This is a genomic window from Microbacterium sp. FW305-3-2-15-F-LB2 (assembly GCF_058787255.1).
Map to the genome: position 1 here is coordinate 2,170,272 of NZ_JBYSZO010000001.1, position 24,357 is coordinate 2,194,628.

Annotated in this window: 22 protein-coding genes and 1 tRNA gene; 6 read left to right on the forward strand and 17 right to left on the reverse strand. The window is 70.7% G+C overall.

From position 1 onward, the window contains the following. Positions 1 to 33 precede the first annotated feature (33 nt). The 10 genes from AC3WLZ_RS10550 to AC3WLZ_RS10595 form a co-directional block, all read right to left on the reverse strand. Positions 34 to 107, reverse strand: a tRNA-Leu gene (locus AC3WLZ_RS10550). Positions 108 to 196: 89 nt separating this feature from the next. Further along, the gene (locus AC3WLZ_RS10555; RefSeq protein ID WP_492470968.1) at positions 197 to 1,582 is read right to left on the reverse strand and encodes an NAD(P)/FAD-dependent oxidoreductase; all 1,386 of its coding nucleotides are present in this window, start codon (positions 1,580 to 1,582) and stop codon (positions 197 to 199) included. 8 nt (positions 1,583 to 1,590) lie between these two features. Continuing rightward, complete coding sequence (locus tag AC3WLZ_RS10560) at positions 1,591 to 2,901, reverse strand: S8 family serine peptidase (protein ID WP_412924904.1); 1,311 nt, start codon at positions 2,899 to 2,901, stop codon at positions 1,591 to 1,593. Further along, positions 2,898 to 3,416, reverse strand: coding sequence for a DUF501 domain-containing protein (locus tag AC3WLZ_RS10565; RefSeq protein WP_412924905.1), 519 nt, complete (start codon positions 3,414 to 3,416; stop codon positions 2,898 to 2,900). Before AC3WLZ_RS10565 ends, AC3WLZ_RS10560 begins: the two co-directional genes overlap by 4 nt. A 48-nt stretch (positions 3,417 to 3,464) precedes the next feature. Continuing rightward, positions 3,465 to 4,070 carry an FtsB family cell division protein gene (locus AC3WLZ_RS10570; protein ID WP_492469997.1) on the reverse strand — a complete coding sequence of 202 codons (606 nt, stop codon included), beginning with the start codon at positions 4,068 to 4,070 and terminating at the stop codon, positions 3,465 to 3,467. Positions 4,071 to 4,246: 176 nt separating this feature from the next. Then, the gene (eno, locus tag AC3WLZ_RS10575) at positions 4,247 to 5,527 is read right to left on the reverse strand and encodes a phosphopyruvate hydratase (RefSeq protein WP_492469998.1); all 1,281 of its coding nucleotides are present in this window, start codon (positions 5,525 to 5,527) and stop codon (positions 4,247 to 4,249) included. Between the two features lie 61 nt (positions 5,528 to 5,588). Continuing rightward, positions 5,589 to 6,296, reverse strand: a complete 708-nt coding sequence (locus AC3WLZ_RS10580; protein WP_492469999.1) for an O-methyltransferase — start codon at positions 6,294 to 6,296, stop codon at positions 5,589 to 5,591. Between the two features lie 31 nt (positions 6,297 to 6,327). Continuing rightward, entirely contained in the window at positions 6,328 to 7,140 is an 813-nt protein-coding gene (locus AC3WLZ_RS10585; protein ID WP_492470000.1) for a cytochrome c oxidase assembly protein, read from the reverse strand. Between the two features lie 233 nt (positions 7,141 to 7,373). Next, positions 7,374 to 8,183 carry an SGNH/GDSL hydrolase family protein gene (locus tag AC3WLZ_RS10590; protein ID WP_412924910.1) on the reverse strand — a complete coding sequence of 270 codons (810 nt, stop codon included), beginning with the start codon at positions 8,181 to 8,183 and terminating at the stop codon, positions 7,374 to 7,376. Positions 8,184 to 8,260: 77 nt separating this feature from the next. Then, on the reverse strand, positions 8,261 to 9,706 hold the full coding sequence (locus AC3WLZ_RS10595; protein WP_492470001.1) for an MFS transporter: 1,446 nt from the start codon (positions 9,704 to 9,706) through the stop codon (positions 8,261 to 8,263). 124 nt (positions 9,707 to 9,830) lie between these two features. On the opposite strand from AC3WLZ_RS10595, the gene AC3WLZ_RS10600 reads away from it, so the two are divergent. After that, positions 9,831 to 10,688 (forward strand): helix-turn-helix transcriptional regulator, encoded by an 858-nt coding sequence (locus tag AC3WLZ_RS10600; protein WP_412924912.1) that lies wholly within the window; start codon positions 9,831 to 9,833, stop codon positions 10,686 to 10,688. A 15-nt stretch (positions 10,689 to 10,703) separates the two neighbouring features. Here the strand turns inward: AC3WLZ_RS10600 and hisS are convergent, their stop codons facing one another. Continuing rightward, a complete protein-coding gene (hisS, locus tag AC3WLZ_RS10605) occupies positions 10,704 to 11,954 on the reverse strand; it encodes a histidine--tRNA ligase (RefSeq protein ID WP_492470969.1) in 1,251 nt (416 codons plus the stop codon). Positions 11,955 to 12,110: 156 nt separating this feature from the next. After that, entirely contained in the window at positions 12,111 to 12,701 is a 591-nt protein-coding gene (locus AC3WLZ_RS10610; protein WP_492470970.1) for a MazG nucleotide pyrophosphohydrolase domain-containing protein, read from the reverse strand. A 265-nt stretch (positions 12,702 to 12,966) separates the two neighbouring features. On the opposite strand from AC3WLZ_RS10610, the gene AC3WLZ_RS10615 reads away from it, so the two are divergent. Further along, the gene (locus AC3WLZ_RS10615) at positions 12,967 to 15,639 is read left to right on the forward strand and encodes a phosphoenolpyruvate carboxylase (protein WP_492470002.1); all 2,673 of its coding nucleotides are present in this window, start codon (positions 12,967 to 12,969) and stop codon (positions 15,637 to 15,639) included. Positions 15,640 to 15,702: 63 nt separating this feature from the next. Here the strand turns inward: AC3WLZ_RS10615 and AC3WLZ_RS10620 are convergent, their stop codons facing one another. The 3 genes from AC3WLZ_RS10620 to AC3WLZ_RS10630 all read right to left on the reverse strand — a co-directional run bounded on the left by AC3WLZ_RS10620 (position 15,703) and on the right by AC3WLZ_RS10630 (position 17,044). Then, on the reverse strand, positions 15,703 to 16,302 hold the full coding sequence (locus tag AC3WLZ_RS10620; RefSeq protein ID WP_492470003.1) for a gamma carbonic anhydrase family protein: 600 nt from the start codon (positions 16,300 to 16,302) through the stop codon (positions 15,703 to 15,705). A gap of 62 nt (positions 16,303 to 16,364) precedes the next feature. Then, positions 16,365 to 16,580 carry a helix-turn-helix transcriptional regulator gene (locus tag AC3WLZ_RS10625; protein ID WP_412924915.1) on the reverse strand — a complete coding sequence of 72 codons (216 nt, stop codon included), beginning with the start codon at positions 16,578 to 16,580 and terminating at the stop codon, positions 16,365 to 16,367. Then, positions 16,580 to 17,044 carry a hypothetical protein gene (locus AC3WLZ_RS10630; RefSeq protein ID WP_492470004.1) on the reverse strand — a complete coding sequence of 155 codons (465 nt, stop codon included), beginning with the start codon at positions 17,042 to 17,044 and terminating at the stop codon, positions 16,580 to 16,582. The genes AC3WLZ_RS10625 and AC3WLZ_RS10630 overlap by 1 nt, the downstream gene beginning before the upstream one ends. Before the next feature lie 58 nt (positions 17,045 to 17,102). On the opposite strand from AC3WLZ_RS10630, the gene AC3WLZ_RS10635 reads away from it, so the two are divergent. Then, positions 17,103 to 18,056: an NAD(P)-dependent alcohol dehydrogenase gene (locus AC3WLZ_RS10635; protein ID WP_492470005.1), complete on the forward strand. Its 954-nt coding sequence runs from the start codon at positions 17,103 to 17,105 to the stop codon at positions 18,054 to 18,056. Positions 18,057 to 18,143: 87 nt separating this feature from the next. On the opposite strand, the gene mfd is transcribed toward AC3WLZ_RS10635, so the two are convergent. Beyond that, positions 18,144 to 21,731 carry a transcription-repair coupling factor gene (mfd, locus tag AC3WLZ_RS10640; protein WP_492470006.1) on the reverse strand — a complete coding sequence of 1,196 codons (3,588 nt, stop codon included), beginning with the start codon at positions 21,729 to 21,731 and terminating at the stop codon, positions 18,144 to 18,146. Positions 21,732 to 21,859: 128 nt separating this feature from the next. On the opposite strand from mfd, the gene AC3WLZ_RS10645 reads away from it, so the two are divergent. From AC3WLZ_RS10645 to AC3WLZ_RS10655, 3 genes are all read left to right on the forward strand, one after another. Continuing rightward, complete coding sequence (locus AC3WLZ_RS10645) at positions 21,860 to 22,330, forward strand: hypothetical protein (RefSeq protein ID WP_492470007.1); 471 nt, start codon at positions 21,860 to 21,862, stop codon at positions 22,328 to 22,330. Positions 22,331 to 22,446: 116 nt separating this feature from the next. After that, positions 22,447 to 22,971, forward strand: a complete 525-nt coding sequence (locus AC3WLZ_RS10650) for a hypothetical protein (RefSeq protein WP_492470008.1) — start codon at positions 22,447 to 22,449, stop codon at positions 22,969 to 22,971. A 448-nt stretch (positions 22,972 to 23,419) separates the two neighbouring features. Further along, positions 23,420 to 23,584, forward strand: coding sequence for a hypothetical protein (locus AC3WLZ_RS10655; protein WP_492470009.1), 165 nt, complete (start codon positions 23,420 to 23,422; stop codon positions 23,582 to 23,584). A gap of 79 nt (positions 23,585 to 23,663) precedes the next feature. Here the strand turns inward: AC3WLZ_RS10655 and pth are convergent, their stop codons facing one another. Continuing rightward, positions 23,664 to 24,245 (reverse strand): aminoacyl-tRNA hydrolase, encoded by a 582-nt coding sequence (gene pth / locus AC3WLZ_RS10660; RefSeq protein ID WP_412924921.1) that lies wholly within the window; start codon positions 24,243 to 24,245, stop codon positions 23,664 to 23,666. Positions 24,246 to 24,357 lie beyond the last annotated feature (112 nt).

Genomic DNA, 24,357 nt, shown 5'->3' on the forward strand with positions numbered 1-24,357 from the left:
TACGCACGCAGCCGCATCATCACATCGAGTACGTACCCCCGGTGGGACTCGAACCCACACCTGGAGCGATTTTAAGTCGCCTGCCTCTGCCATTGGGCTACGGGGGCGGATGCCTCGCTCCACCGTAATGCCAGAGGGCGCAGCCTCGAGAAACGACGAAGCCCCCGCACTCCGTGTACGGGGGCTTCGATCGGAATCACTTGGCGGCGACGGCCTCGGGCTTCTTCTCGGCCGGGGCCGACTCGGCCGCGGGCTGGGCGGGGCGGGGACGCGCCGCGAACTCCTCGAACGTCGCGCGGGGGTTCTGAACCGCCTCGAGCGAAACCGTCTCGCGGCCGTGGAAGAAGTTCTGCACCCAGTCGCCGACGACGCGGAACTTGCGCTCCCACGTCGGCATAGCCAGACCGTGGTAGCCGCGGTGCGCGAACCACGCCAGCAGACCGGTCAGGGCGATCTTGCCCGACTGGAATGCGCCGTTGTACAGACCCAGACCAGCGACCGCGCCGAGGTTCTTGTGGAAGTACTGCTTGGGCTGCTCGCCGCGCAGGACCGCCACGATGTTCTTCGCCATGAGCTTGCCCTGACGGACCGCGTGCTGCGCGTTGGGGACGCAGAAGCCGCCCACGCCACCGCCGGACAGGTCGGGGACGGCCGACACGTCACCGGCCGCCCAGGCGCCTTCGACGATCTCCTCGTCGGTGCCGACGCGCAGGTCGGGACGCGTACGGATACGGCCGCGCTCCTCGACGGGCAGGTCGCTGCCGCGCACGACGGTCGGGTTCGCCATGACACCGGCGGTCCAGATGATGAGGTCGGTGGGCAACTGCTCGCCGGTGGAGAGCTCGACGACGCCGTCGACGGCGCCCTTGACCTGCGTGTCGAGGTGCACGAAGGCACCCTTCTTCGCGAGGTCTGCGAGCACCCATTCGCTCGTCTTCTGGGACACCTCGGGCATGATGCGGCCCATCGCCTCGATGAGGTGGAAGTGGGTGTCGTCGAAGGCGAGCGTGGGGTACTGCTTGAGCAGCGACGACGCGTAGGCGCGAAGCTCGGCGAAGACCTCGATACCGGCGAAGCCGCCACCGACGACCACGACGGTCAGCAGTCGATCACGTTCCGGGCCGGCGGGGAGCACGGACGCCTTCTCGAAGTTCGACGTCAGACGGTCGCGAATGGCGACGGCCTCCTCGATCGTCTTGAGTCCGATCGCGTTCTCGGCGATCCCGGGGATCGGGAAGGTACGCGAGACGGCACCGGCGGTGACCACGATCTGGTCGTACTCCTGCGTCCAGGTCTCGTCGCCGACGATCGGCGTGATCGTGGCCGTCTTGGTCGCGTGCTGGATCCCGGTGACCTTGCCCGCGATGACCGTGGTGCGCTTGAGGTGACGGCGCAGACCGACCACGACGTGGCGGGCCTCGATCTCACCGGCCGCGACCTCGGGGAGGAAGGGCTGGTAAGTCATGTAGGGCAGCGGATCGACGAGGGTGACCTCGGCCTCGTTGCGGCCGAGGAGCTTCTCGAGCTTCCACGCAGTGTAGAAACCCGCGTAGCCTCCGCCGACGATGAGGATCTTGGGCACGGTGCTGGTCACGATGGAAGAGACTCCTGGGTTGTGGTGCGGCTCGGCTCGCGATGTGTGCGCGCCTCTCGGATACGCCGGGCAGCAGCACTGACGCCGAGCGAGATCATTATAGCGGCGAGGGTCGCTCCCGCGAGCGGCAGCGTCCCGTACAGCAGGCTGTCGCGAGTCGGGAGCAGCGGAGAGGAGGCGCGCGGCGCGGATTCGACCGGCGGCAGGGGCGGGATCTCGACGGGCGCCGCGGTGGGCGCTCCGGTCGGGGCGGGAGCGTCCGCCCGGCGGTAGAGGCGCACCCATTCCGCCAAGTCGCCGAGCGGGTTCGACGTCACCGAGGGGACCGCGCTCGAGGAGACGGCGGACGCGGCATCGACCAAGCCGTAGCCGTACAGCTTGTCCTGGCCCGACCCCGCACCGGGTGCCGGCTTGGCCGTGCGGATCAAGCGGTTGAGGACGTTGTCGGCATCCAGGTCCGGATGGGCGGCACGGACCAGCGCCGCAATCCCGGAGACGATCGGCGCAGCCCCGCTCGTCCCGTTCCACTGCACGAGGGTGCCGTCCGCGGACACGCCCAGCAGACGCTCGCTGGGCGCGGACAGACCGATCGTGATGCCCTGGGTCGAGGCGTCATTGCTCGCCGCGCCCGAGGGGTCGACGCCGCCGACGGCGAGCACGCCCGGGATCGTGGCCGGTGCGCCGACGCGCGAGGTGCCACTCCCCCGGTTGCCCGCGGCCACGACCACGACGACATCGTGATCGAAGGCGTACTGGAACGCTTCGTCCCAGCTGGGATCCCAGTCGAGGGTGTTCGTCGTCAGCGACATGTTGATGACGGTGGCGCCCTGATCGACCGCCCAATGCATCGCGTCGGCGATCTGCTCGGTGAAGGGCTTGGAGGTGACCGCACCGAACCCGACCGAGATCGAGAGCAGTTCGGCCTCGGGGGCGACGCCGATCATTCCCTTACCGTCACCCGTGCCACGTGCCGCGGCCAGCGAGGCGACCCAACTGCCGTGGTTCGAGTCGACGGCACCGACCGGCGTGCGCCCGTCGGCCGCGCCCACCCCGGACACGTCGGTGCCTCCGGCGACCACGCCCGAGAACTCGACCGGTCCGCGGGCGATACCCGTGTCGATGATCGCGATCTTCTGCCCCGCGCCGCGCGTGGTCTTCCACGCCTCGGTGATGCCGTACTGATCGAGCCAGTACTCGGCACCGCGCACCGGGTCGGCCGAATCCTGTGGTGCGGGTGTCGCCGCCGCCCCTGTCAGCACCACGACGCCCAGGACGACGGATGCCACGGCCGCGACGACGCGTCTCATCCGCCCGCCCCGGGAGTCTCGCATTCGCACCGCTCGGGAGACCATGTCCCCCGAGCGAGAGCCAGGTCGCCGATCGGGTTCACGCCGGGACCGGCGGCGAGCGAATGCCCCGCGAGCGCGTGGAGGCACTTCACACGCGTCGGCATTCCTCCGGCGGAGATCCCGGCGATCTCCTCGGGCTCGCCGTAGACCGCTCGGTCTCGCAGGTACGCCTCGTGAGCGGCCTGATACGCCGCGCGCAGATCGTCATCGCCGCCGAGCTGGTCGGAGAACTCCTTCATGACGTGTCCCGCCTCGAGCACCGACATCGCCGCGGTGGCGGCCGGGTGGGTGAGGTAGTAGAAGGTCGGGAACGGGCTGCCGTCGTCGAGGCGGGGGGAGGTGGCCACGACGGTCGGGTTGCCGCAGATGCAGCGCGCCGCGATGCCGATGACGCCGCGCGGCACACGACCCAGCTGCGAGCGCAGCACGTCGAGGTCGGCGTCGGAGGCGGGGGGCAGGGGCGGGGTGCTCATCGGTTCCAGGGTACCCGGCGTCCCGACACGCCCGTCGTGGGCCGTGGATCAGGGAGTCGGTGCGGGGTCGGGAACGCCGATGGCCGGAACGGCGACCTGCGCGGAGCCCGCCGACGCCACCGACCTAACGAGCTGCGACATCCAGTCGGTGCGCGTCTGCCCGACGTCCTGCGAGACGTCCTGCTGCTCCTGGGGGGCCGCGGAGGCCGGCAGGTCGTCGTCGATGAGATAGACCACCTCGCCGGGCATCGTGTAGTAGAGGCGTTCACGCGCCTGGGTCGTGATGTACGCGGGATCCGACCATCGTTCGCGCTGCGATTGCAGGTCGGCGACCTCGCTCTGACTCAGGGCCACGGCGTTGCGGAGCGCCTGGATCTGCTGACGCTGGTCCATGTAGGTGCCCACCGTGGGGACGAGTACCAGGGTCCCGAGGACCACGAGCCCCAGCATGATCACCACGAAGCCCGAGACGCGCAGACCCCCGAGCCACGCGCGCACGTCCACGCGGCGCGGCCGGGCGCGCTCGCGCGAGGCGACCGTCGACGGGCCCGGAGCGACCTCCCGCACGGGTCGATTCCGTCCGCGCTTCTTCCCCGCCGAGGTGGAGGGAGTGTCGTTCCGTCCGCGGGAGGACGGGAGCGTCGGTCGATCCACGACGTCTCCTTCCTCATCCACGCCGGAGTGCGGGCGCCGGACGGTATCCGACTCTACGTCGAGGGGCGCCGCGCTTCGGATGACGCGCCGGGCTCACGGCATCCCCTCGGGCCGCCCGTCCCGGCAACGACGAAGGGGGGAGCCCGAAGGCTCCCCCCTTCTCACGCGGGTGCGTTTCAGCCCTTGAAGCGGGGGAACGCCGAGCGACCGGCGAAGACCGCGGCGTCGCCGAGGTCTTCCTCGATGCGCAGGAGCTGGTTGTACTTCGCGACGCGCTCGCTGCGAGCCGGCGCCCCGGTCTTGATCTGGCCGGCGTTCACCGCGACGGCGAGGTCGGCGATCGTGGTGTCCTCGGTCTCACCCGAACGGTGCGACAGCATCGACGTGTAGCCCGAACGGGTCGCGAGGGCGATGGCATCCAGGGTCTCGGACAGCGTGCCGATCTGGTTGACCTTCACCAGGAGCGAGTTGGCGACGCCGAGGTCGATGCCCTGCTGGAGACGCTTGGGGTTGGTGACGAAGAGGTCGTCGCCGACGAGCTGAACCTTGGAGCCGATCGCGTCGGTGAGCTTCTTCCAGCCGTCCCAGTCGTCCTCGGCGAGCGCGTCCTCGATCGTGACGATCGGGAAGTTGGCGACGAGGTCGGCGAAGTAGTCGACGAGTTCGTCGACGCTCCACGCCTTGCCCTCGACGGTGTAGACGCCGTCCTTGTAGAACTCGGTGGCGGCGACGTCGAGGCCCACGGCGATGTCGGTGCCGGGGGTGAAGCCGGCCTTCTCGATCGCGCGGATGAGGAAGTCCAGGCCCTCGCGGTTGCTGGGCAGGTCGGGGGCGAAGCCGCCCTCGTCGCCGAGACCGGTGTTGTAGCCCGCGGACTTCAGCTCGCCCTTGAGGACGTGGTAGACCTCGGTGCCCCAGCGGAGCGACTCGCCGTAGGTCTCGGCGCCGATGGGCGCGAGGAAGAACTCCTGGAAGTCGATGCCGTTGTCGGCGTGCTCGCCGCCGTTGATGACGTTGAACAGCGGGACGGGCAGGAGGTGCGCGTTGGGTCCGCCGAGGTAGCGGAACAGCGGCAGGTCTGCGCTGTCGGCGGCGGCCTTGGCGACGGCGAGCGAGACGCCGAGGATGGCGTTGGCGCCGGTGCGCGACTTGTTCTCGGTGCCGTCGGTCTCGATGAGGATCTCGTCGATGATGCGCTGCTCGCTGGCCTCGACACCCTCGATCGCGGGGCCGAGCTCGTCGACGACCGCGGCGACGGCCTTCAGGACGCCCTTGCCGCCGTAGCGGCTCTTGTCGCCGTCGCGCAGCTCGTAAGCCTCGAACGCGCCGGTGGACGCACCGGAGGGAACGGCCGCGCGCTGGACGATGCCGTCGTCGAGGAGCACCTCCACCTCGACGGTCGGGTTACCGCGCGAATCCAGGATCTCGCGCGCGTTGACAGCCTCGATAAGTGCCACGAAGGACTCCTCGTTGGTTCTGAGTGGAAGAGGGCGGAGCGTCGTCGGTCCGTTGTCGAGTCTAGTGACCGCGGTCACCGTCCATGTGGTCGGTCTGGGTCCCGGATGCCACGGCGTCGGTCAGAACGGCCAGCGCGAGGCCGTCCCAGCCCTTGCGGTCGAGCGTCTGCAGCGCGGTCGCATCGAAGCGCGGGTCCTCGCCCAGCATCACGACACCCGCCCGCGCACCGGCGACTTTCGTGTCCCCCGGGCGCGGGTAGGCGACCGCCCCGGCGCGAACGACGTTGTCGAGCACCACCACCGTGCCGGGGCGCCCCAGGCGCGCGGCCCAGTCGAGGTAGGCGGGATTCGACTCCTTGTCGGCATCCACAAAGACGAGGTCGAACGGCTCCTGTCCCAGGAGGGTCGGGAGGACGTCGGTGCCGCGGCCGACACGGATCTCCACGCGGTCGGCGACACCCGCGCGCTCCAGGTTCGCGCGCGCAACGCCCGCATTGTGCTCCTCGGCCTCGATCGTCACGACCCGGCCGCCCTCGGGCAGCGCGCGCGCGAGCCAGATCGTCGAATAGCCGCCGAGCGTCCCGATCTCCAGCACCCGCCGAGCGCCGCTGATCCGCGCGAGCAGGTGCAGAAACTTCGCGCTGACCGGTGACACCTCGATCGCGGGGAGCCCCGCCTCGTGCTGCGTGGCGAGCGCGGCATCCAGGGTCGGGTCGTCACCGATCAGGGTGTCGGTCAGGAAGCCGTCGACGTCGTCGTGGGTGGGCACTCCCCCAGCCTGGCGAGGCGCGGCCAGCGGGTCAACGGGGTCCGTGCAGGTGGGCCCGGGTCATCTCGTCGTACTCCGCGTCCGACAGGTCGTCAAAGCTCTTCGCCTCGGCGCGGTCGGTGCGCATCCACCGGATCATGAGGATGACGAGGATCGGCACATCCGCGAACTCGGCGATGAACCAGATCAGGTCACCGGCGAGATGCTGGTCGTGCAGCGTGGACGGCCACCACGACACCGCCTGCGCGGCATCCGGAACGAGATCCAGCACGGTGTCGTTCAGCCGCAGGAGCAGGCCGGGGACGGAGTCGATCAGCAGCTCGACGAACGCGAGCAGGAACTCGATGGCGATGAACGTGCCGGTGTGGACGGCTCCGAGCGCCATCATCGGCAGCACCATGGACAGCCCCACCAGCGGCACGAGGACGCCGAGCGACGCCTCGATGACGGGGTTCACGCGCAGGATGCCGGCCACCGGCGTGAGGAAGAGGCAGAACACCGCCGCGATGACGACCGTTGCGACCATCGCGTTGCCGGTGATCCGCACGAGGCGCGTCGCGAGGAAGCGGTCCAGTCGCGCCCGGCGGCGGTCCCCCGTCGCTCGGGCGTACAGGTCGAGGGGGCGGCCGGCGGCGATCCCGGCGGGGACGGCGAAGATCAGCAGCGCGACACGCGTCGAGAACGCCCAGCGCAGCTCGGACGAGTACGCCCCCAGGAAACCCAGCTCGATCACGGCGTAGGGCGCGAGACCGAGCGCGAAGAACCCGACCGTGCGGATCACGGGCCAGCGTTCGCCGCGACGGCGCACGCGAGCGACGCCGACGAGATAGGCCACGGATGCCACGAGGATCACGCCGAGCGGAACGGGCGCGGCGTGCCAGGTCGTCAGGAGCGTATGCAGAGGAGGCGTGGCAGCACGCTAGGCCGACGACCTATGCGTGGGCCGGGATCCCGGCGGTTCTGCCCGGTCTCGCGTGCCCAACTCCTGAGTGTCTGCTGGCCGCTCCCCGGTCCCGCGCGCGCCGCGGCGCCGCTGACCGACGTGCCGAACAGAACTCAGGAGTTCGGGCCGACGACCTATGCGTGGGCCGGGATTCGCGCCGTCGTGAGCGCGGCGAGGACGGCGGGCAGGAGGGCCTCGGCCGTGCGCCGGTACCCCAGCGCGCTCGGGTGGAATCGATCGACGCTGAACATCTCGTCGGGTCGCTCGGCGAACACCGGTCCCACGGCCCGCGCGAGGGCGACGACGCGTCCTCCCGCGCGCTGCACGGCGGCGGCCTGCGCCGCGGCGAGCTGCCGGGACGACCGCGCGGCGAGCGCGCGCAGCGGCTGCGGGATCGCCCGGAGAGTCCCGAGGTCCGGACACGTGCCGACGACGACGGGGATGCCACGATCGCGGAGCGCTCGTACGATGCCCTCGAGCTGACCCGCCGCGCGGGAAGCGGGGATGCGGTGCGTCACATCGTTGCCTCCGACGACGATCACCGCGACATCGGCGCGGTACTGGTCCGGCAGCGCCGCGAGCTGCCCCGTCAGCGCCGAGGTCTCCGAACCGACCACCGCGGACGTCCGGAGGCGCACCGGCCGTCCCTGCGACCGCGCGATCCCCTTCGCGAGCCGGGCGCCGAGCGTGTCGCGTCGATGACCAGCCCCGAGGCCCGCCGCGATCGAGTCCCCCAGCAGGAGCAGATCGACCGGCGGACCCGGATGCTTCTTGCGCCGCCACACCCGATCGGCATCCAGAGCCTGCTCCCCCAGGGGCTTGCCGATCCGGCGCCGCGCGATGGCGGCCTGCCGGGCGATGAGCGTGCGGATCCCCACGGCCGCCGCCCCCACGACCGCGACCGACGACGCCGCGGTCACCGTGATCGGCCGACGCCTGCGCATACGCCCATCCCACCGCTCCCCGGTGAACGGCGGGTGACGCGCGGTCGCGGGACCGCCGACACGTGCGGGCGTCGGGCTCAGCCCTGGACGCGTCGGCGCCCCCGCGCGCGCAGCACGAGCGCGAGCACGAGCACCGCGACCGCGAGGACGATGTCGAGCGCGAGCCCGGCCAGCAGTTCGTCGCGGCCGCCGACGCCGGTGAACGACACGACACCGCCGATGACGATGACGCCGAAGGAGAGGGCCAGCTGCTGCGCCGTGCTGAACATCCCACCCGAGAGCCCGGCCGCGTGCACGGGGACCTCGCGGACGACGAGTTGCGTCAGCGGCGAGAAGATCAGGGCCTGGCCCACGCCGAGGAGCACGAGCGCCGGCTGCAGCCACCACCCGATGTCGGTCCCCCAGGCCAGCACCACGGTCACCGACATCGCGAGGAGCGCCACGACCTGCAGCCCGACACCCCACGCGAGCGTCGCATCGCCCAGGCGCGCCTGAACCCGCGCGACCGTCAGCGAGACGACCGCGAACACCACCGCGAACGGCAGCAGCGCGAGCCCCGCCTGCAAGGACGTCATGCCGCCCTGCTCCACCGCCCGCGGGAACACGTACAGCAGCGCCGAGTACCCGGCGAAGAACAGCGCCGCCGACACCAGGCCGAGCTGCAGCGCGCGAAGTCGCAGGACACTCGGAGGGAGCAACGGAATGCGACCGCTGCGCTCGACGGCATCCTGGTGCCGCCACATCGCCACGAGGGCGATCGCGGCGACAAGGAGAGCGACGAGCACGGGCCACGACCAGTTCCACGCCGGTCCGAACGTCAGCGCCACCGAGGCGGCGAGGATGCCGATGCCCAAGGCGGCCGTGCCGACGAGGTCGATCGCGACGTGCTCGTGCGAGCGGCTGCGGGGGGCCAGCGGCGCAAGGGCCATCGCCGCGACGGCGACGAGAGCCACGACGACGAACACGGCGCGCCACCCGTCGACGACACCGAAGCTCGTCGCGGCGAGCGCACCGCCGACGACCTGCCCGACCGCCGCACCGATGCCACCGCTCGCCCCGAAGGCGGCGATCGCCCGCGTGCGCGCGACCCCACCGGACGTGGCCTGAATGGTCGCGAGCACCTGCGGGGTGCACAGCGCCGCGCCCACCCCCTGCACGACCCTCGCCGCGATCAGGGTCGGCACCGAGGGGGCGAGAGCACAGGCGACGGCCGAGACGAGGAACAGCCCCATGCCGACCGCGTACATGCGGTGACGACCGAAACGGTCACCGAGTCGCCCGCCGAGGATCAGCAGAACGGCGAACGGGATGCCGTAGCCGGCGATGACGAGTTCGAGCGAGACGTCGTCCGCGCCGAAGCGGTCGCGCAGCGTCGGCAGGATGACGGTGACCGCGTTGAAGGCGAATGTGCCGACGCCGGGTCCGAGGAGGAATCCGATGTAGCGCCAGGTCGGGACCGCGGGTGCGGCGTCGCCCGACGGCACGGGGGTGGTACCGGTGCCGGGGGATGCGGAGGTCGTCATGGTGCCAGCATGAGGGGTGCGTCATCCTGGTACCAGGAGAGTCTTCATCCTGGTAGTGGAAGCACTCCCCTCACCGCGGGCGGCGGCCCTCCCGCCCTCTATGCTCGCGTCGGAAGGAGACGTCATGACCCGATCCGACGAGGCGCGCGCGGAGTTCGCGGCGTTCCTCCGCAGCCGCCGTGCCCGGCTGCAGCCGTCGGACGTCGGCCTCCCCGACGGCACGAGGCGGCGCGTCGCGGGGCTCCGGCGCGAAGAGGTCGCCCAACTCGCCGGGGTCGGACTGACCTGGTACACGTGGCTCGAGCAGGGGCGCCCGATCGCGGCATCCGCGCAGGTCGTGGCCGCGATCGCTCGCGCGCTCCGACTCACCGACGACGAACGCGACCACCTCTTCGCCCTCGCGGACCTCCCCCGCCCCGAGCGGGAAGCGCGCGCGTGCGTCGACACGCCCCACCTCGACCTCCTCGAGAAGCTCCTGCCCTACCCGGCCGCGCTGCAGACATCGCGCTTCGACATCCGCGCGTACAACCGGGCCTACCGCTACCTTTTCGACGACCTCGACGACATGCCGACCGAGCGACGCAACTGCGCGGTGCTGCTGTTCACGGACCCGACGTGGCAGAACGCCCACCTCAACCTCGATCACGCGCAGCGCCGGATGGCTGCCCGACTTCGGTCCGCGTACGGGCGGCACCACGACGAGCCGTCGTGGCAGAGCTTCATCACCGAGCTCGAGCGGGCCTCGCCGCGTTTCGCCGAGCTGTGGAGCCGGGGCGACGTCGGCGGCGAGCGCCACGCGGTCAAGCACCTCGTCAACCCGCGCGTCGGCGAGCTGCACCTCGAGATGTCGAGCGTGTGGGTCGACGAGAGCCTGGGTTCCCGGGTGGTGTGGTTCGCCCCGCGGGATGCCGCGACGGCGGCCCGTCTCGAACGCCTCGCCGCCGAACATCCCGAGCAGGCGTTGATCAGCGCGGTCGCCTGACGGCCGGGGCGGAGATCAGCCGAGCGGCTTCATCTCGAGCGACTCCACCGTGCTCTCTGCCCCGACGGTCGCGAACGACGTGTAGCCGTCGGCGCTCGAACGCTCCAGCAGCGCCTTGAGGTTCTTCGGACGCTGCTCCAGGCGCACGCGGGCGCCTTCGGCGACGAGGGCCGCCTTGATCCGCAACAGGTGCGCCAGGGGGACGTCGCGATCGTGCACCAGCACCACCGAGCGCTCGTCCCCGTCGTCGGCATCCTGGAGCAGGTCGACGATCCGCTCGAACCCGATCGAGAAGCCGACCGCCGGGACGTCCTGGCCGAGGAATCGGCCGATCATGCCGTCATATCGGCCGCCGCCGCCGAGCGAATAGTCGACGCTCGGGTGCGCGAGCTCGAAGATCGTGCCGGTGTAGTAGCCCATGCCGCGCACCAGGAACGGGTCGAATCGGAGGGGGGCCTCGGCGCCGCGCGCGGCGGCCACCGTCTCACCGAGCGCCACGAGGTGGTCGACGATCTCGTCGGGGATGCCGGCCGGCAGGGCCGCGCGGATCCCCGACGCATCGAACCCCGCGTCGTCGCCGCTCGGACGGTCGAGATAGGCGGCGAAAGCGTCGACCGCCGCGGCGGTGGCGCCCCGATCGCGGAGCTCGGCCACAACCCCGGAGGGGCCGATCTTGTCGAGCTTGTCGATCGTGATGAGGACGCCGGGTCGTTCGTCGGCGGCGAACCCGAACACGTCGAGCATGGCATCCAGCGCGCGCCGGTCGTTGACGCGGACGATGCCGCCTTCCAGGCCCAGCGCGTCGAGCACGTCCAGGCTCGCCGTCATCAGCTCGGCCTCGGCGCGTGCCGACGCGTCACCGATGATGTCGATGTCGCACTGCACGAACTGGCGGTAGCGCCCCTTCTGCGGACGTTCGGCGCGCCACACGGGCGCCATCTGGATCGCGCGGAACACCGTCGGCAACTGTGCCCGGTTCGTGGCGTAGAACCGCGCGAGCGGCACGGTGAGGTCGTAGCGCAGCCCCAGGTCGGCGAGCGCGGCCGGGTCGTCGGCGGCGGCGCGGATCGCCTCGGCATCCATCCCTCGCTTGAGGATGCTGAACGAGAGCTTCTCGTTGTCGCCGCCCATCCCCGAGTGGAGGCGGGAGTATTCCTCCATGACGGGCGTCTCGATCTCGTCGAAGCCGTGCGCGCGGTAGCGCTCGCGGATGACGGCGAGCACGCGTTCGCGTCGGGCCTTGTCAGCGGGGAGGAAGTCGCGCATACCGCGCGGCGGGTTCACGGATGCCACGGTTCCATTGTTCCAGGCCCGGGCCGGCGGCCGCGCGCGATGCGCCGCGAGCCCACGATCCGGCCGAGCGCTCACGGTGCGGACGCCCGGAACGAGGGCGCTCGACCGGATCGTGAGCGCTCGCGGTGGCTACTCGGCGGACCGAACCTCGGCGGACAGACGGCGGAGTCGCTCGCGGAGGGCGCGGTCGGCATCCCACCCGTGGGTGCGGGCCAGCTGCACGAGTGCCAGCAGGGCATCGCCGAGTTCGGATTCATCGGCGGGGGCGAGAGGCGCGCGGCCCGCGACGACGCCGACCTGGGCGGCCTTGCCCAGCACCTTCTGTGCGAGCGCGAGCGAGGGCATGTGGTCGGAGACGCCGTCGAGCACGCTGGTACGCTCGCGCTTCTCGGCGGCCTTCGCGTTGTTCCAGTGCACGAGCACCTCTTCGGGGGTGGATGCCACGGCGTCCCCGAACACGTGCGGGTGCCGGCGCACCATCTTCTCGGTGAGACCGCGGGCCACGTCGTCGATGTCGAACGGATCGTCCGGGTCGCCCGCGGCGATCTCGGCGTGGAACAGCACCTGCCACAGCAGGTCGCCGAGCTCCTCCCGCAGGTCCGCCCGCGTGCCGGACTCGACCGCGTCGATGACCTCAGCGCTCTCTTCGACCAGATACGGCACCAGGTCGCGGTGGTCGATCGTCTGCGTCCACACGCAGCGTTCGCGCACCGCGCGCATCGTCTCGGCGGCCTCGCGCAGCGCGTCGTCGCTCACGGTCCCTCCTCCGGCGGCATCCGTGCACCGCTCGTGCCGAGTATGCCCCGCGACGGGGCGGGCGGGCGTGCCGAACTCCGGAGATTTCGATTCGCCGACGGATGGCATCCGCGAAATGTTGCGGTCGAAGTCATCCGCGGTCACAGAATCTCCGGAGTTCGGCACGGCACGCGGCCGTCAGGCGGCCCGCGTGATCTGCAGGCAACGTGACACAACTACTCTGAAACCTGTGCGTGAACTGACCCCGACCGAGGCCATCGACCTCGTGGGCCGCTTCGAAGCCGGCCAAGAGCTTCCCGAGCAGATGCGCGCGGACGTGCGCCTCCTCGGATCCCTGCTGGGACGGGTACTGCGAGAGAGCGGCTCCCCCGGCCTCTACGACGACGTCGAAGAGCTCCGGACCGCGACGATCCAGGCCTATACCGACGAGACGCCCGAGGCGTTCGAGCGAGCCGCGGCGATCGCCGACGGTTTCTCGATCGCCCGCGCCGACGAGGTGGCGCGCGCGTTCACGGCGTACTTCCACCTCGTCAACCTCGTCGAGGAGCACCAGCGCGTGCGCATCCTCCGCGAGCGCGGCGACCGGCCGTCGCGCGGGGGCACCCCCGACACGATCGCCGCGGCGTTCGAGAGGCTGTCGGCCGAGGTCGGCGAGGAGACCGCACTGTCGCGCCTGCAGGCGCTGCGGTTCCACCCCGTCTTCACCGCGCACCCCACCGAGGCCCGTCGCCGCGCGATCTCGACGAGCATCCGCCGCCTGTCGGAGCTGCTGGGCGAGCACGACTCCGCCGCCGACAACGACACCGAGATCCGACGCACCGAGCGGCGCATGCTCGAGGAGATCGACACGCTGTGGCGCACCGCGCCGCTGCGTCGCGAGAAGCCCTCCCCCGTGGACGAGGTGCGCTCGGTCATGGCCGTGTTCGATGAGACGCTCTACACCGCCGTGCCGCGCGTGTACCGCCGCATCGACGACATCCTCCAGGGCGAGAACGCCGGTGCGCGTGCGCCGATCGTGAAGCCGTTCGTCCGCGTCGGCTCGTGGGTCGGCGGCGACCGCGACGGCAACCCCTTCGTCACGGCATCCGTCACCCGCAAAGCCGCGGCGATCGCGAGTGAGCACGTCCTCCTGGGCCTCGAGCGCACCACCCAGCGTGTCGGGCGGGGCCTGACCCTGGATGCCGAGACCACGCCGCCGAGCGACGCCCTCCTCGCGCTGTGGCACCGTCTTCGCGCCGCCGATGAAGATGCCGCCGCGGAGATCGCGGAGCGCTCGCCCGCCGAGCCGCACCGGCGGATCCTGCTGCTCATCGCCCGGAAGATCGCGGCGACACGCACCCGCAACGCCGACCTCGCGTACCGCGACCCCGAGCATCTCCTCGCCGATCTGCGGACGGTGCAGGACTCTCTCGTCGCCGCCGGCGCGGCGCGGCAGGCCTATGGCTCGCTGCAGCGCCTCGTCTGGCAGGTCGAGACGTACGGCTTCCACCTCACCGAGCTCGAGGTGCGCCAGCACTCCGCCGTCCACCGCAAGGTGCTCGACGAGCTGCGCGCCGGGGGCGAGCGCAGCGAGCTCGCCGACGAGGTGCTCGAGGTCTTCCGCTCGATCGCCTACGTCCAGGAGCGCTTCGGCCCCCGCGCCGCGGGCCGGTACATCGTCTCGTTCACGCAGTCGGCCGAAGACCTGGCCAACGTTCACGAGCTCGCGTCGTACGCGATGGGCCCGGGCGAGCAACTCCCGGTGCTCGACGTCATCCCGCTGTTCGAGACGTTCGCCGACCTGCAGGCGGCCCCCGGGATCCTCGCCGAGATCGTCGCCCACCCCGCGTTCGTCAGCCGACTGGATGCCACCGGCCGCCGCCTCGAGGTCATGCTGGGGTACTCCGATTCGTCGAAGGACGTCGGCCCCGTGGCCGCCAACCTCGCGCTGTACGAGGCGCAGGCGAAGATCTCGACGTGGGCCGAGGCCGAGGGCATCGAGCTGACGCTCTTCCACGGCCGCGGTGGCGCGCTCGGACGCGGTGGTGGACCCGCCAACTCGGCGATCCTCGCCCAGCCGCCGCACTCCGTCGACGGCCGGTTCAAGCTCACCGAGCAGGGCGAGGTCATCTTCGCGCGCTACGGCGACCCCGACATCGCGATGCGCCACATCGACCAGGTCGCGGCGGCGGTGCTCACGGCATCCTCGCCTTCGATCGAGCGTCGCAACCGCGGCGCGGCCGAGGCGTTCGCCGACGTGGCCGCCACGATGGACGTCGCCTCACGCGAGCGGTTCTTCGCGCTCGTGAAGGCGCCTGGCTTCGCGCCGTGGTTCGCCACCGTGACTCCGATGGAGGAGCTCGGTCATCTGGCACTCGGCTCGCGTCCGGCCCGACGCGGCCTGTCGGTGGAGTCGCTCGAAGACCTCCGCGCGATCCCATGGGTGTTCTCCTGGACGCAGGCGCGCATCAACCTCGCCGGATGGTTCGGTCTGGGGACCGCGCTCGACGCCGTGGCAGACGAGCAGCGCCTGCGTGACGCGTACGAGCAGTGGCCGCTGTTCCGCACGATGATCGACAACGTCGCGATGAGCCTCGCCAAGGCCGACACGCGCATCGCGCGGCGCTACCTGGCACTCGGCGACCGCGACGACCTGGCCGCGCTCGTCATGGACGAGATGCTGCTCACCCGTTCATGGGTCGAGCGCATCACCGGTGGCGAGCTGCTCGGCAACAAGCCCGTGCTGCAGCGCGCGGTGAAGATGCGCAGTCCGTACGTCGACGCCCTGTCGCTGCTGCAGCTGCGGGCACTCCGCGCGCTGCGCGACGCGTCCGCAGAGAACCCGACACCGGATGCCGAGCACCAGCGCCTTCTGCTGCTCTCGGTCAGCGGTGTGGCGGCGGGTCTGCAGAACACGGGCTGATTTCGGTTCCTCCGAGAGCGCCGGCGTCCCAGGGGACGTCGGCGCTTTCGCGTGGCCGCCGCGTCAGTCGAGGCGGCGATCGGCGGCGTGACGTGCGAGGCTCCGGCCGTACCGCTCGGTGAGCTGCACCATCAGGTCGGGGGTCTCGCGGTCGAGCCCGAAGACGTATCCGGGGAAGTCGAGCTCCTTTTGCGCGGCCCAGATCTCGTCGTGACGGTCAGGCGAGAGTAACTGCACCGGGTCGCCGACCGCCACCCATCCGATCGGCACCACGGTTTCGGGCGGGAGCACCGTGCGCAGGTGGACGATCGCGTTGATGCGCACCTCGCTGCGGTCGCCGATCTCCGCGCCGTTGAAGATGCGGGTGGCCGTGGCGAGGAACACCTCCTCGCCGATCTCCGCTCCCGCGACGCTCGCCATCGGCCCGATCAGCGAGTGCGCACCCACGTGCACCGCGTGCGTGGAGCTGGCCCGCAGCAGCGCGTTCTCCATCACGATGGTGTTCTCCCCCAGCACGATCCGACTGCCCTCGGCCGTGAGGACCGCGCCGTGGAGGACCTGGCATCCCGTGCCGATCGTGACGTCACCGCTGATGACCGCCGTGGGGGCGACGACGGCGTCGGGGTGGATGCGGGGCTCTGCCCCGAGGTGAGCGAAGCGCATGGGCGGCGTCCTTCCCGTCGGTGCCCGTCAGCGTAGTCCTCGGCGGCAGGGCGAGGACACGCTCACTCTGGGTCGTAGGCGAACACGTCGTCGAGCCGGACGCGGAACTCACCCACGATCTGGAACGCCAGTTCGAGGCTCGGCGAGTATCGCCCCTGCTCGATCGCGATCACCGTCTGGCGCGTCACGCCGAGCCGGCGGGCGAGTTCGGCCTGGGTCGTCCCGGCGCGCTCGCGATGCTCGCGGATGGTGTTGGTCACCCGCGTGGGCTTGGCCATCACGGCATCCCCCGGTAGTACAGGGCGAGGCGCGCGAGGCTGCCGATGATGGCCGAGAGCGCGAAGCCCGCGTAGACGGCGTTGGCGATCCAGAACAGCGGCGCCTGGACGGCGCAGAGAGCCAGCGCCGCCAGACCGCCGAACACGAGGAAGGCCTGGCCGACGCGGTCTCCCTGCGTGGCGATCTCCCGATCACGCACGTCGGAGCGGTGGTCGGTGTCGGGATCGCGGCGCGATTGCACGATCCCCCACACGATGCTCACGGCGATCGCCACGACGATGCTCGCGACAATGGTCGAGACCATCGGCCACACCCAGTCGACGCGGTCGACGGCCGTGTCACGGGCAGCCACGAGCATCCAGACCGTGTACACGAGCACCCCGGGGACACTGGCGATCAGCCCCGCCCAGGTGTTGCGTTCCTCGAACGACATCGCGGCCTCCATGTAAACAAAACTTGACATTTTCACCCTAGGGCGGGCACGATTCGGTGTCAAGAATCTTTGACACCCAGGAGCCATCATGGACATGAACGCCGCTGTCGTCGACGCCTACGGACCGCCCGAGGTCGTCCGCATCGACCGCCGCCCCCGCCCACGGGCCACCGGCAGCGACGTCGTCGTCGAGGTCGCTGCCGCATCCGTCAACAGCGGCGACGCGCGGATCCGCGGCGCACGGTTTCCCGCCGGCTTCGGCGTCCCCGCCCGGCTCGCGCTGGGTCTGCGAGGTCCCCGTCGAGCGGTGCTCGGCGTCGCGCTCTCGGGCCGCGTCATCGAAGTGGGTCCGAAGACGACCGCTCTGCGGATCGGGGACCGCGTGTCCGGAATGACCGACATGCGCATGGGTGCGCACGCCGAGTACACCGCGGTCCCCGAGCAGCGATTGGCGCGCATCCCCGACGAGGTCAGCGATGAGGACGCCGCGGCCGTGCTGTTCGGGGGAACCACCGCCCTGTGGTTCCTCCGCGACCGCGCGCGGATGCGTCCCGGTGAACGCGTCCTCGTGATCGGCGGCGCCGGCGCCGTCGGTACTCACGCGGTGCAGATCGCCCGGTCCCGCGGCGCGGAGGTCACGGCCACGGCCGGCAGCGGTAATCAGGCGCTACTCGCGCGTCTCGGAGCGCATCACACGGTCGACCGCACCGCGGTGCGGCTTTCCGATCTCCCGGGCCCGTATGACGTCGTCTTCGATACCGTCGGCGCGCTGCACCCCGGTACGGCCGCACCCCTGCTGTCGCCGAACGGTCGGGTGATCCTGGCCGCGGCGACGCTCGCCGAGACGATCACGAAGCGCGCGCGCGTGATCACCGGCACCGCGGGTGCGGGGCGTGAGCTCGTCGGCGACCTCATCGACGGGATCGTCGACGGAACCCTGACTCCCGTTATCGAAGCGACCCTGCCGCTGGACCGGATCGCAGAGGCGCACGCCCGCGTGGACTCCGGTCACAAAGTGGGAAGCATCCTCGTGCGACCGTGATCCGGTCGACAGATCCACGCCGCGTGGACAGCGCGACCACAGATAGCGAGCACCGCGCGGATCGGGTCGATCAGGGCATCCGCCCCCTCAGGCCGTCGTCGTCTCCGACGCCTTCCCCACCGGGAGCGGCCACAGCGCGTCCAGCAACTGGCGCACCCACGCGATGAGGTTCGCGTCGTCGGCGTCCTGCGGAAGCGGCACGACCATGGCATCCCCGTTCGCGACGAGCTTCGCCTTCGGATACAGCCGCTGCAGACGCACCCGCATCGAGTCGGCGAGGTGCGCCGGCGCGATGCGCAGGTTCGACCCCATCGCCACGACGTCCGCGAGACCCGCCTGCGCGGCGCGACGCCGCAGCCGCGCGACCGCCACGAGTCCCTCGACCTCGGCCGGCGGCTCGCCGTACCGGTCGCGCAGTTCCTCGACCACGAGGTCGATCGCGTCGTCCTTGGCGGTCGCGGATGCCGCAGCCGAGAGCTTCTGGTACGCCTCGAGCCGCAGTCGCTCGCTGTCGATGTACGTCTCGGGAAGGCGGGCGTCGACGGGGAGTTCGAGACGCAGTTCGGTGGGACCCTCGGTGTCCTCCCCGCGGAAGGTCGCGACGGCCTCGCCGATCATGCGCAGGTACAGGTCGAAGCCCACGCCCGCGATGTGACCGGCCTGCTCCGCGCCGAGCAGGTTGCCCGCCCCGCGCAGCTCGAGGTCTTTCAGCGCGACCTGCATGCCGCTGCCGAGGTCGTTGTTGACCGCGATCGTCTCGAGACGGTCGGCGGCGGTCTCGGAGAGGGGCTTCATCTCGTCGTAGAGGAAATAGGCGTACGCCCGCTCGCGACCACGTCCTACGCGTCCACGTAGCTGGTGCAGCTGGGACAGGCCGTACTTGTCGGCACGATCGATAATGATCGTGTTGGCGTTGGCGATGTCGAGACCCGTCTCGATGATCGTCGTCGAGACGAGCACGTCGGCCCGCCGCTCCCAGAAGTCGTCGACGACCTGCTCGAGCTGGTGCTCCCCCATCTGGCCGTGGGCCACGACGATGCGCGCCTCGGGGACGAGCTCGGCGAGGTGGGCGGCGACGCGCTGGATCGACGACACCCGGTTGTGCACGTAGAAGACCTGCCCCTCACGCAGCAGCTCGCGCCGGATCGCCGCGGCGATCTGCTTGTCGTTGCGGGGGCCGACGTAGGACAGGATCGGATGCCGATCCTCCGGCGGGGTCGCCAGAGTCGACATCTCACGGATGCCGGTGACCGCCATCTCGAGGGTGCGCGGAATAGGCGTGGCGCTCATCGCGAGGATGTCGACGTTCGTCTTGAGCTTCTTCAGGGAGTCCTTGTGCTCGACGCCGAAACGCTGCTCCTCGTCGATGATCATCAAGCCGAGGTCTTTGAAGATGACCTTCTCGGTGAGGATCCGATGCGTGCCGATGACCATGTCGACGGTGCCGTCGGTGAGCCCCGCCAGCGTGGCCCTCGCCTCTTTGTCGGTCTGGAAGCGCGAGAGCGGGCGAACCGTCACGGGGAACCCGGCGAAACGCTCCGCGAACGTCTCGAGGTGCTGCTTGACCAGAAGAGTCGTCGGAACGAGCATCGCGACCTGCTTGCCGTCCTGGATCGCCTTGAAGGCGGCGCGCACCGCCACCTCGGTCTTTCCGAACCCGACGTCGCCCGACAGCAGGCGGTCCATGGGGACGGGCTTCTCCATGTCGGCCTTGATCTCGTCGATCGTCTGCAGCTGGTCCAACGTTTCGGCGAACGGGAACGCCTCCTCCAGCTCGCGCTGCCACGGAGTGTCGGGCCCGAAGGCGTAGCCCTTCGCGGCCATGCGCGCCGAGTAGAGCTTCACCAGCTCGACGGCGATGTCGCGCACCGCCTTGCGTGCGCGTCCCTTCGCCGCCGCCCAATCGCTTCCGCCCATCTTGGAGAGCACGGGAGCCTCGCCGCCGACGTACTTCGACAGCAGATCGAGCTGATCCGTCGGAACGAAGAGCTTGTCGCCCGGGTACCCGCGCTTGGACGGCGCGTACTCCAGGACCAGGTACTCCTTGATCGTCTTCACCGCGTTGCGGCCGCCACTGGAGACCTCGCGGCGCGTCAGCTCGAGGAACTTGCCGATGCCGTGGGTCGCGTGCACGACGACGTCGCCGGGCTTGAGCTGCAGGGGGTCGACGACATTGCGTCGACGCGAGGCGAGTTTCTTGACGCCGCGGTTGTCGCCGCCGACCGCGCGACCGTAGAACTCTGTCTCGGTGATGACGGCGAACTCGACCTCGGTGAGTTCGAAACCGCGCTCGAGTGAGGCGCACACGATGTGGGCCACTCCGGGCTCGGGCGGCGTGCGGACGTCGTCGACCCGCCGCGCCGCGATCCCCCGCTCGGCCAGGACGTCGCGCGCGCGGTCGACGAGACCCGGGCCGGATGCCGTGACCACGACGGCCCACCCGTCGGCGAGCAGTTCCCCGACGTGGGCCGTCGCACCCTCCACGTTGCCCTGGAACGAGGGCACGGGGTCGGCCTTCACACGGTGCGCGGAATCGTCACCGACGTCGAGGCCCTCGGCCTCGGCATCCGCCGCCCCCGAGTCGAACGCGCTGAGCCGCCACCACACGCCTCCGCGGCCGCTCGCGATCTCGTGCAGGTCGTCGAGGGTGACGAAGTCGCCGGCGCCCAGATCGACCGGGGTGTCGGCGCCGGCCGTGGCCGCTGACCAGGCCGCCTCTAGGAACTCCCGGTTCGTGTCGCCGAGGGTCGTGGCGCGTGCCAGCGAGCGTTCCGGGTCGACCAGCGCGACCGCGGCACCCCCGGGCAGATAGTCCACGATCGTGGTGAGGTCGTCGATGAGGACGGGGATGAGCGACTCCATGCCCTCGGCGGGAATGCCCTCGGCCATCTTCTCGAGCAGTTGCCGGAGCCCGGGATAACCGTCGCGCAGCTCGGCTGCGCGGGCACGAACGGCCGGAGTCAGGAGCAGTTCGCGACTGGGCACCAGCGAGACCTCGGGTACCTCGCCCGGAAGCGAACGCTGATCGGCGACCGAGAACGCGCGGATCTGGTCGACCTCGTCGCCGAAGAACTCGACGCGGTACGGGTGATCGGCGACCGGAGGAAAGACGTCCAGGATGCCGCCGCGCACGGCGAACTCACCTCGGCGCGAGACCATGTCGACGCGGTGGTAGGCCAGTTCGACCAGGCGCGCGATGACCTGGTCGAGTTCGCTCCCGCGCCCGCCGACGCGGAGCTGGACCGGCTCGACGTCGCCGAGGCCCGGGGCAAGCGGCTGCAGGGCGCTGCGGACCGACGCGGTGACGACGAGCGGCGTCGTCCCGTCCCACGCTGCGATGCGGCGGAGGACGTCGAGGCGGCGTCCGACCGTCTCGGGACTCGGGCTGAGGCGTTCGTGCGGCAGCGTCTCCCACGCGGGGAAATGCAGGACCTGCGCGCCCGGGAGCACGGCATCCAGGGCCGGACCGAGCGATTCGGCACGTCGGCCGGTCGGCGCGATGACGAGGACGGCGCCCGGTGCTCCCCCGCTCCGACGATGCTCGAGAAGACCCGCGATCACGGGCGCATCGAGCCCGTCGACGAGGGAGAGAGACAGATCGGAGGATGCCGCCGAAGCGGCCTCCCGGTACGAATCAGCCTGCTCGAGGGCGCGCACGATCCCGGGAACTGTCACTCGACATATCCTACGCGGGGGCACCGACACCGGCTCCCGGCAGCGTCACTCAAAGGCCGTGCCGTGCGCTCGGGATGCCAGATCCTCGAGACCCCGCCCGGCTCGGATCGGCGTCGTACAGTGGGCTCATGACCTCGCCCGGCCTGCCCGACTTCGCGGCGCCGCACGCGTCAGCCCCGGTCGGGACGCTCCTCTCTCCTCCGCGCCCGGCCCCTCGACGGCGTCCGCTCGGTGCGATCGCTCTGGTCCTGTCGATCCTCGCCGCTGTCATGGCGCCGGGAATCGCCGGTTTCGCGGCGTTCCGGGTCGCGCGCGGCGCCGGCGCGGAGTACGTCGCGCGCGGTGGGCAGTCCGTCGACTTGCGTCTCTTGTCCCCCGTACGTGATTTCGTTCTCGTGGGCGAGGTGGCCTTCTGGTCCGGAACGGTTCTCGGCACTGCGGCCCTCGTTCTGGGGATCGTGGCCACAGTGCGCGGGGCCGGCCGCGGCTCCGGTATCGCCGCCATCGTCCTCGGGTCACTCGGTCCGTTCGCGTTCGCAGCGCTGGTCTTCCTCGCCCTCGTCACCGGCGCGGCCGGCATCAGCGGACTTGCCGCCTGAGGGGCCCTACCGGCTCTCCCCTCGGTCCGTCCACCCCATACAGCAATCACACGGCGACTCCATAGGGTGTGGATGACGAGGGCGCCCCGTGCCCTCGACGACCACAGGAGGACACCGTGAGCAGCACACCGCCGCCCCCCGAGCCGTACAACACTCCCCCGACGACGCGCGCCGAGGCAGCGCAGAGCGGCTACTCCGCACCGCCCGCCGCCTATGCTGCGCCGACACCCGCGGAGACATCACGTCCGACAGGCTCGAACCGGCTCGGCCTCATCGCCTTCGTCGTGTCGCTCCTGGGCATCGTGATCGGGGCCATCCTCGCCACCCTCGGCGGCATCCAGAGCGGCAGCCTGGCGCAGTTCGCGGAATACTCCAACGGCACCGCCACCATCGACCCCGAGACACTCCCTGACGCCGCGAACCAGATCGCCATCGCCGCCGGAGCGCTGTCGGTCTCGGCCTTCCTGGTGTGGGGCGTGCTCGCGCTCTGGGGATTCATCCAGGGCATCATCGCCGCGGTCAAGAACCGCGGCCGCGGGTGGGGCATCGCCGCGATCATCCTCGCGGTCATCGGCGGAGGGATCGTCTTCGGATTCTTCCTCCTCGGTGCGACGATCGGGGCGGCACCTTACGCGTCCTGACCGACGTGGAGTGAAGCCCTCCCGCCGCGAGGCGGGAGGCGCCTGACGCAGAACCCCGGCCCTCGGCCGGGGTTCTCCGCGTTGGCCCGGGTGCCGCCTCTCGACGGGTCGAGATCCTCTGCCGCGTCGGAGGGTTCGGATTCGGAGGGTCCGGGGTTCGAGAGCATCTCACCCCTCCTCCACAGGGATCGATCGGCATCACTTGTCCACAGATCGGCCTCGGAGCCCACGACGACCACACCGCGGCCCCTAGCCTCGCCCGGAGCCGGACCGACCGGCACGCAACGCGCGAGGACACCCCATGCATGACTTCCGTTCGACGGATCCCCCCTCCGTGTCCGGCCGCGAACACACGACGGAAGCGGTGCGCCGTGCTGAACCGGCGGCAGGATCCGATCGTTCGAGACCGTCGCGGCTCATCCCCTTCCTGACGTTCGGATCGATCAGTGTGATCCTCTTCGCGTTCGCCGGCCTGCTCCGCCGCGACCCGGAGCCCGTCCTGGCATCCGTCGGGGACTACAGCTGTCTGGGGGCCTGCCTCAGCGGCGTCGCCGCCGCGATCTTCGGGTGCGTCACCGTGTCCCGCGCCATTCGACGGCGGCGAGGGCTGTAGAGCAGATGACGGCCCCACCGTCGGCATGGTTGGTCGGTCGGGCGCCCGGCGGCTTCGCGCGGCCCGTCGCGGCGTCGACTCAGCGTGGCGCGTGGAACCGCTGCTGAGCAGCGAGCAGTCCGTCCTCGACCAGCAGTTCCACGGCGTCAGCAGCGTCGGACACGAGGATGGGCAGGGTCTCCCGCTCCTTCGCACCGAAGGGATCGAGCACCCAGTCCGCGGGGTCCTGCCGGCCCACCGGACGACCGATCCCGACCCGGATCCGAGGGAACTCGGGTGTTCCGAGGGCCTTCGCCACGTCGCGAACACCGTTGTGACCGCCGTGCCCCCCGCCGGTCTTGAGCTTGATCGTGTCGTAGGGAATGTCGAGCTCGTCGTGCACGACGACCACGCGCTCCGGGTCGACGGCGTAGAACTTCGCGAGTCCCGATACCGGACCACCCGACACGTTCATGAAGCTGTTCGGCTTGGCCAGGATCAGCTTCGGCCCGCCCGGGCGAAGCCACGTCTCGACGACCCGCGCGTTGGCCTTGTGCGCGCGGAAGGTCTCGCGACGACGGCCGGCCAGTTCGTCGACCACCATCTGGCCGATGTTGTGCCGGGTCGCCTCGTACCGTGGTCCCGGGTTGCCGAGCCCGACGATGAGCCACGTGTCCGCCATGGCATCCATCCTTCCGGATCCGCGCGGACCCTCACGTCACCGCGACCCGCAGCGAATCCCGGCAGGAAAAAAACGAGGGGGCGTGACGCACGCCCCCTCGTCGACAGCGGAC

Bases quoted from the DNA above. Each gene is read 5' to 3' on its own strand.
- AC3WLZ_RS10560 (WP_412924904.1), bottom strand. From the start codon at position 2,901: ATGAGACGCGTCGTCGCGGCCGTGGCATCCGTCGTCCTGGGCGTCGTG.
- AC3WLZ_RS10565 (WP_412924905.1), bottom strand. From the start codon at position 3,416: ATGAGCACCCCGCCCCTGCCCCCCGCCTCCGACGCCGACCTCGACGTG.
- AC3WLZ_RS10590 (WP_412924910.1), bottom strand. From the start codon at position 8,183: ATGCGCAGGCGTCGGCCGATCACGGTGACCGCGGCGTCGTCGGTCGCG.
- AC3WLZ_RS10595 (WP_492470001.1), bottom strand. From the start codon at position 9,706: ATGACGACCTCCGCATCCCCCGGCACCGGTACCACCCCCGTGCCGTCG.
- AC3WLZ_RS10600 (WP_412924912.1), top strand. From the start codon at position 9,831: ATGACCCGATCCGACGAGGCGCGCGCGGAGTTCGCGGCGTTCCTCCGC.
- hisS (WP_492470969.1), bottom strand. From the start codon at position 11,954: ATGCGCGACTTCCTCCCCGCTGACAAGGCCCGACGCGAACGCGTGCTC.
- AC3WLZ_RS10610 (WP_492470970.1), bottom strand. From the start codon at position 12,701: ATGCGCGCGGTGCGCGAACGCTGCGTGTGGACGCAGACGATCGACCAC.
- AC3WLZ_RS10620 (WP_492470003.1), bottom strand. From the start codon at position 16,302: ATGCGCTTCGCTCACCTCGGGGCAGAGCCCCGCATCCACCCCGACGCC.
- AC3WLZ_RS10625 (WP_412924915.1), bottom strand. From the start codon at position 16,580: ATGGCCAAGCCCACGCGGGTGACCAACACCATCCGCGAGCATCGCGAG.
- AC3WLZ_RS10630 (WP_492470004.1), bottom strand. From the start codon at position 17,044: ATGTCAAGTTTTGTTTACATGGAGGCCGCGATGTCGTTCGAGGAACGC.
- AC3WLZ_RS10635 (WP_492470005.1), top strand. From the start codon at position 17,103: ATGGACATGAACGCCGCTGTCGTCGACGCCTACGGACCGCCCGAGGTC.
- AC3WLZ_RS10645 (WP_492470007.1), top strand. From the start codon at position 21,860: ATGACCTCGCCCGGCCTGCCCGACTTCGCGGCGCCGCACGCGTCAGCC.
- pth (WP_412924921.1), bottom strand. From the start codon at position 24,245: ATGGCGGACACGTGGCTCATCGTCGGGCTCGGCAACCCGGGACCACGG.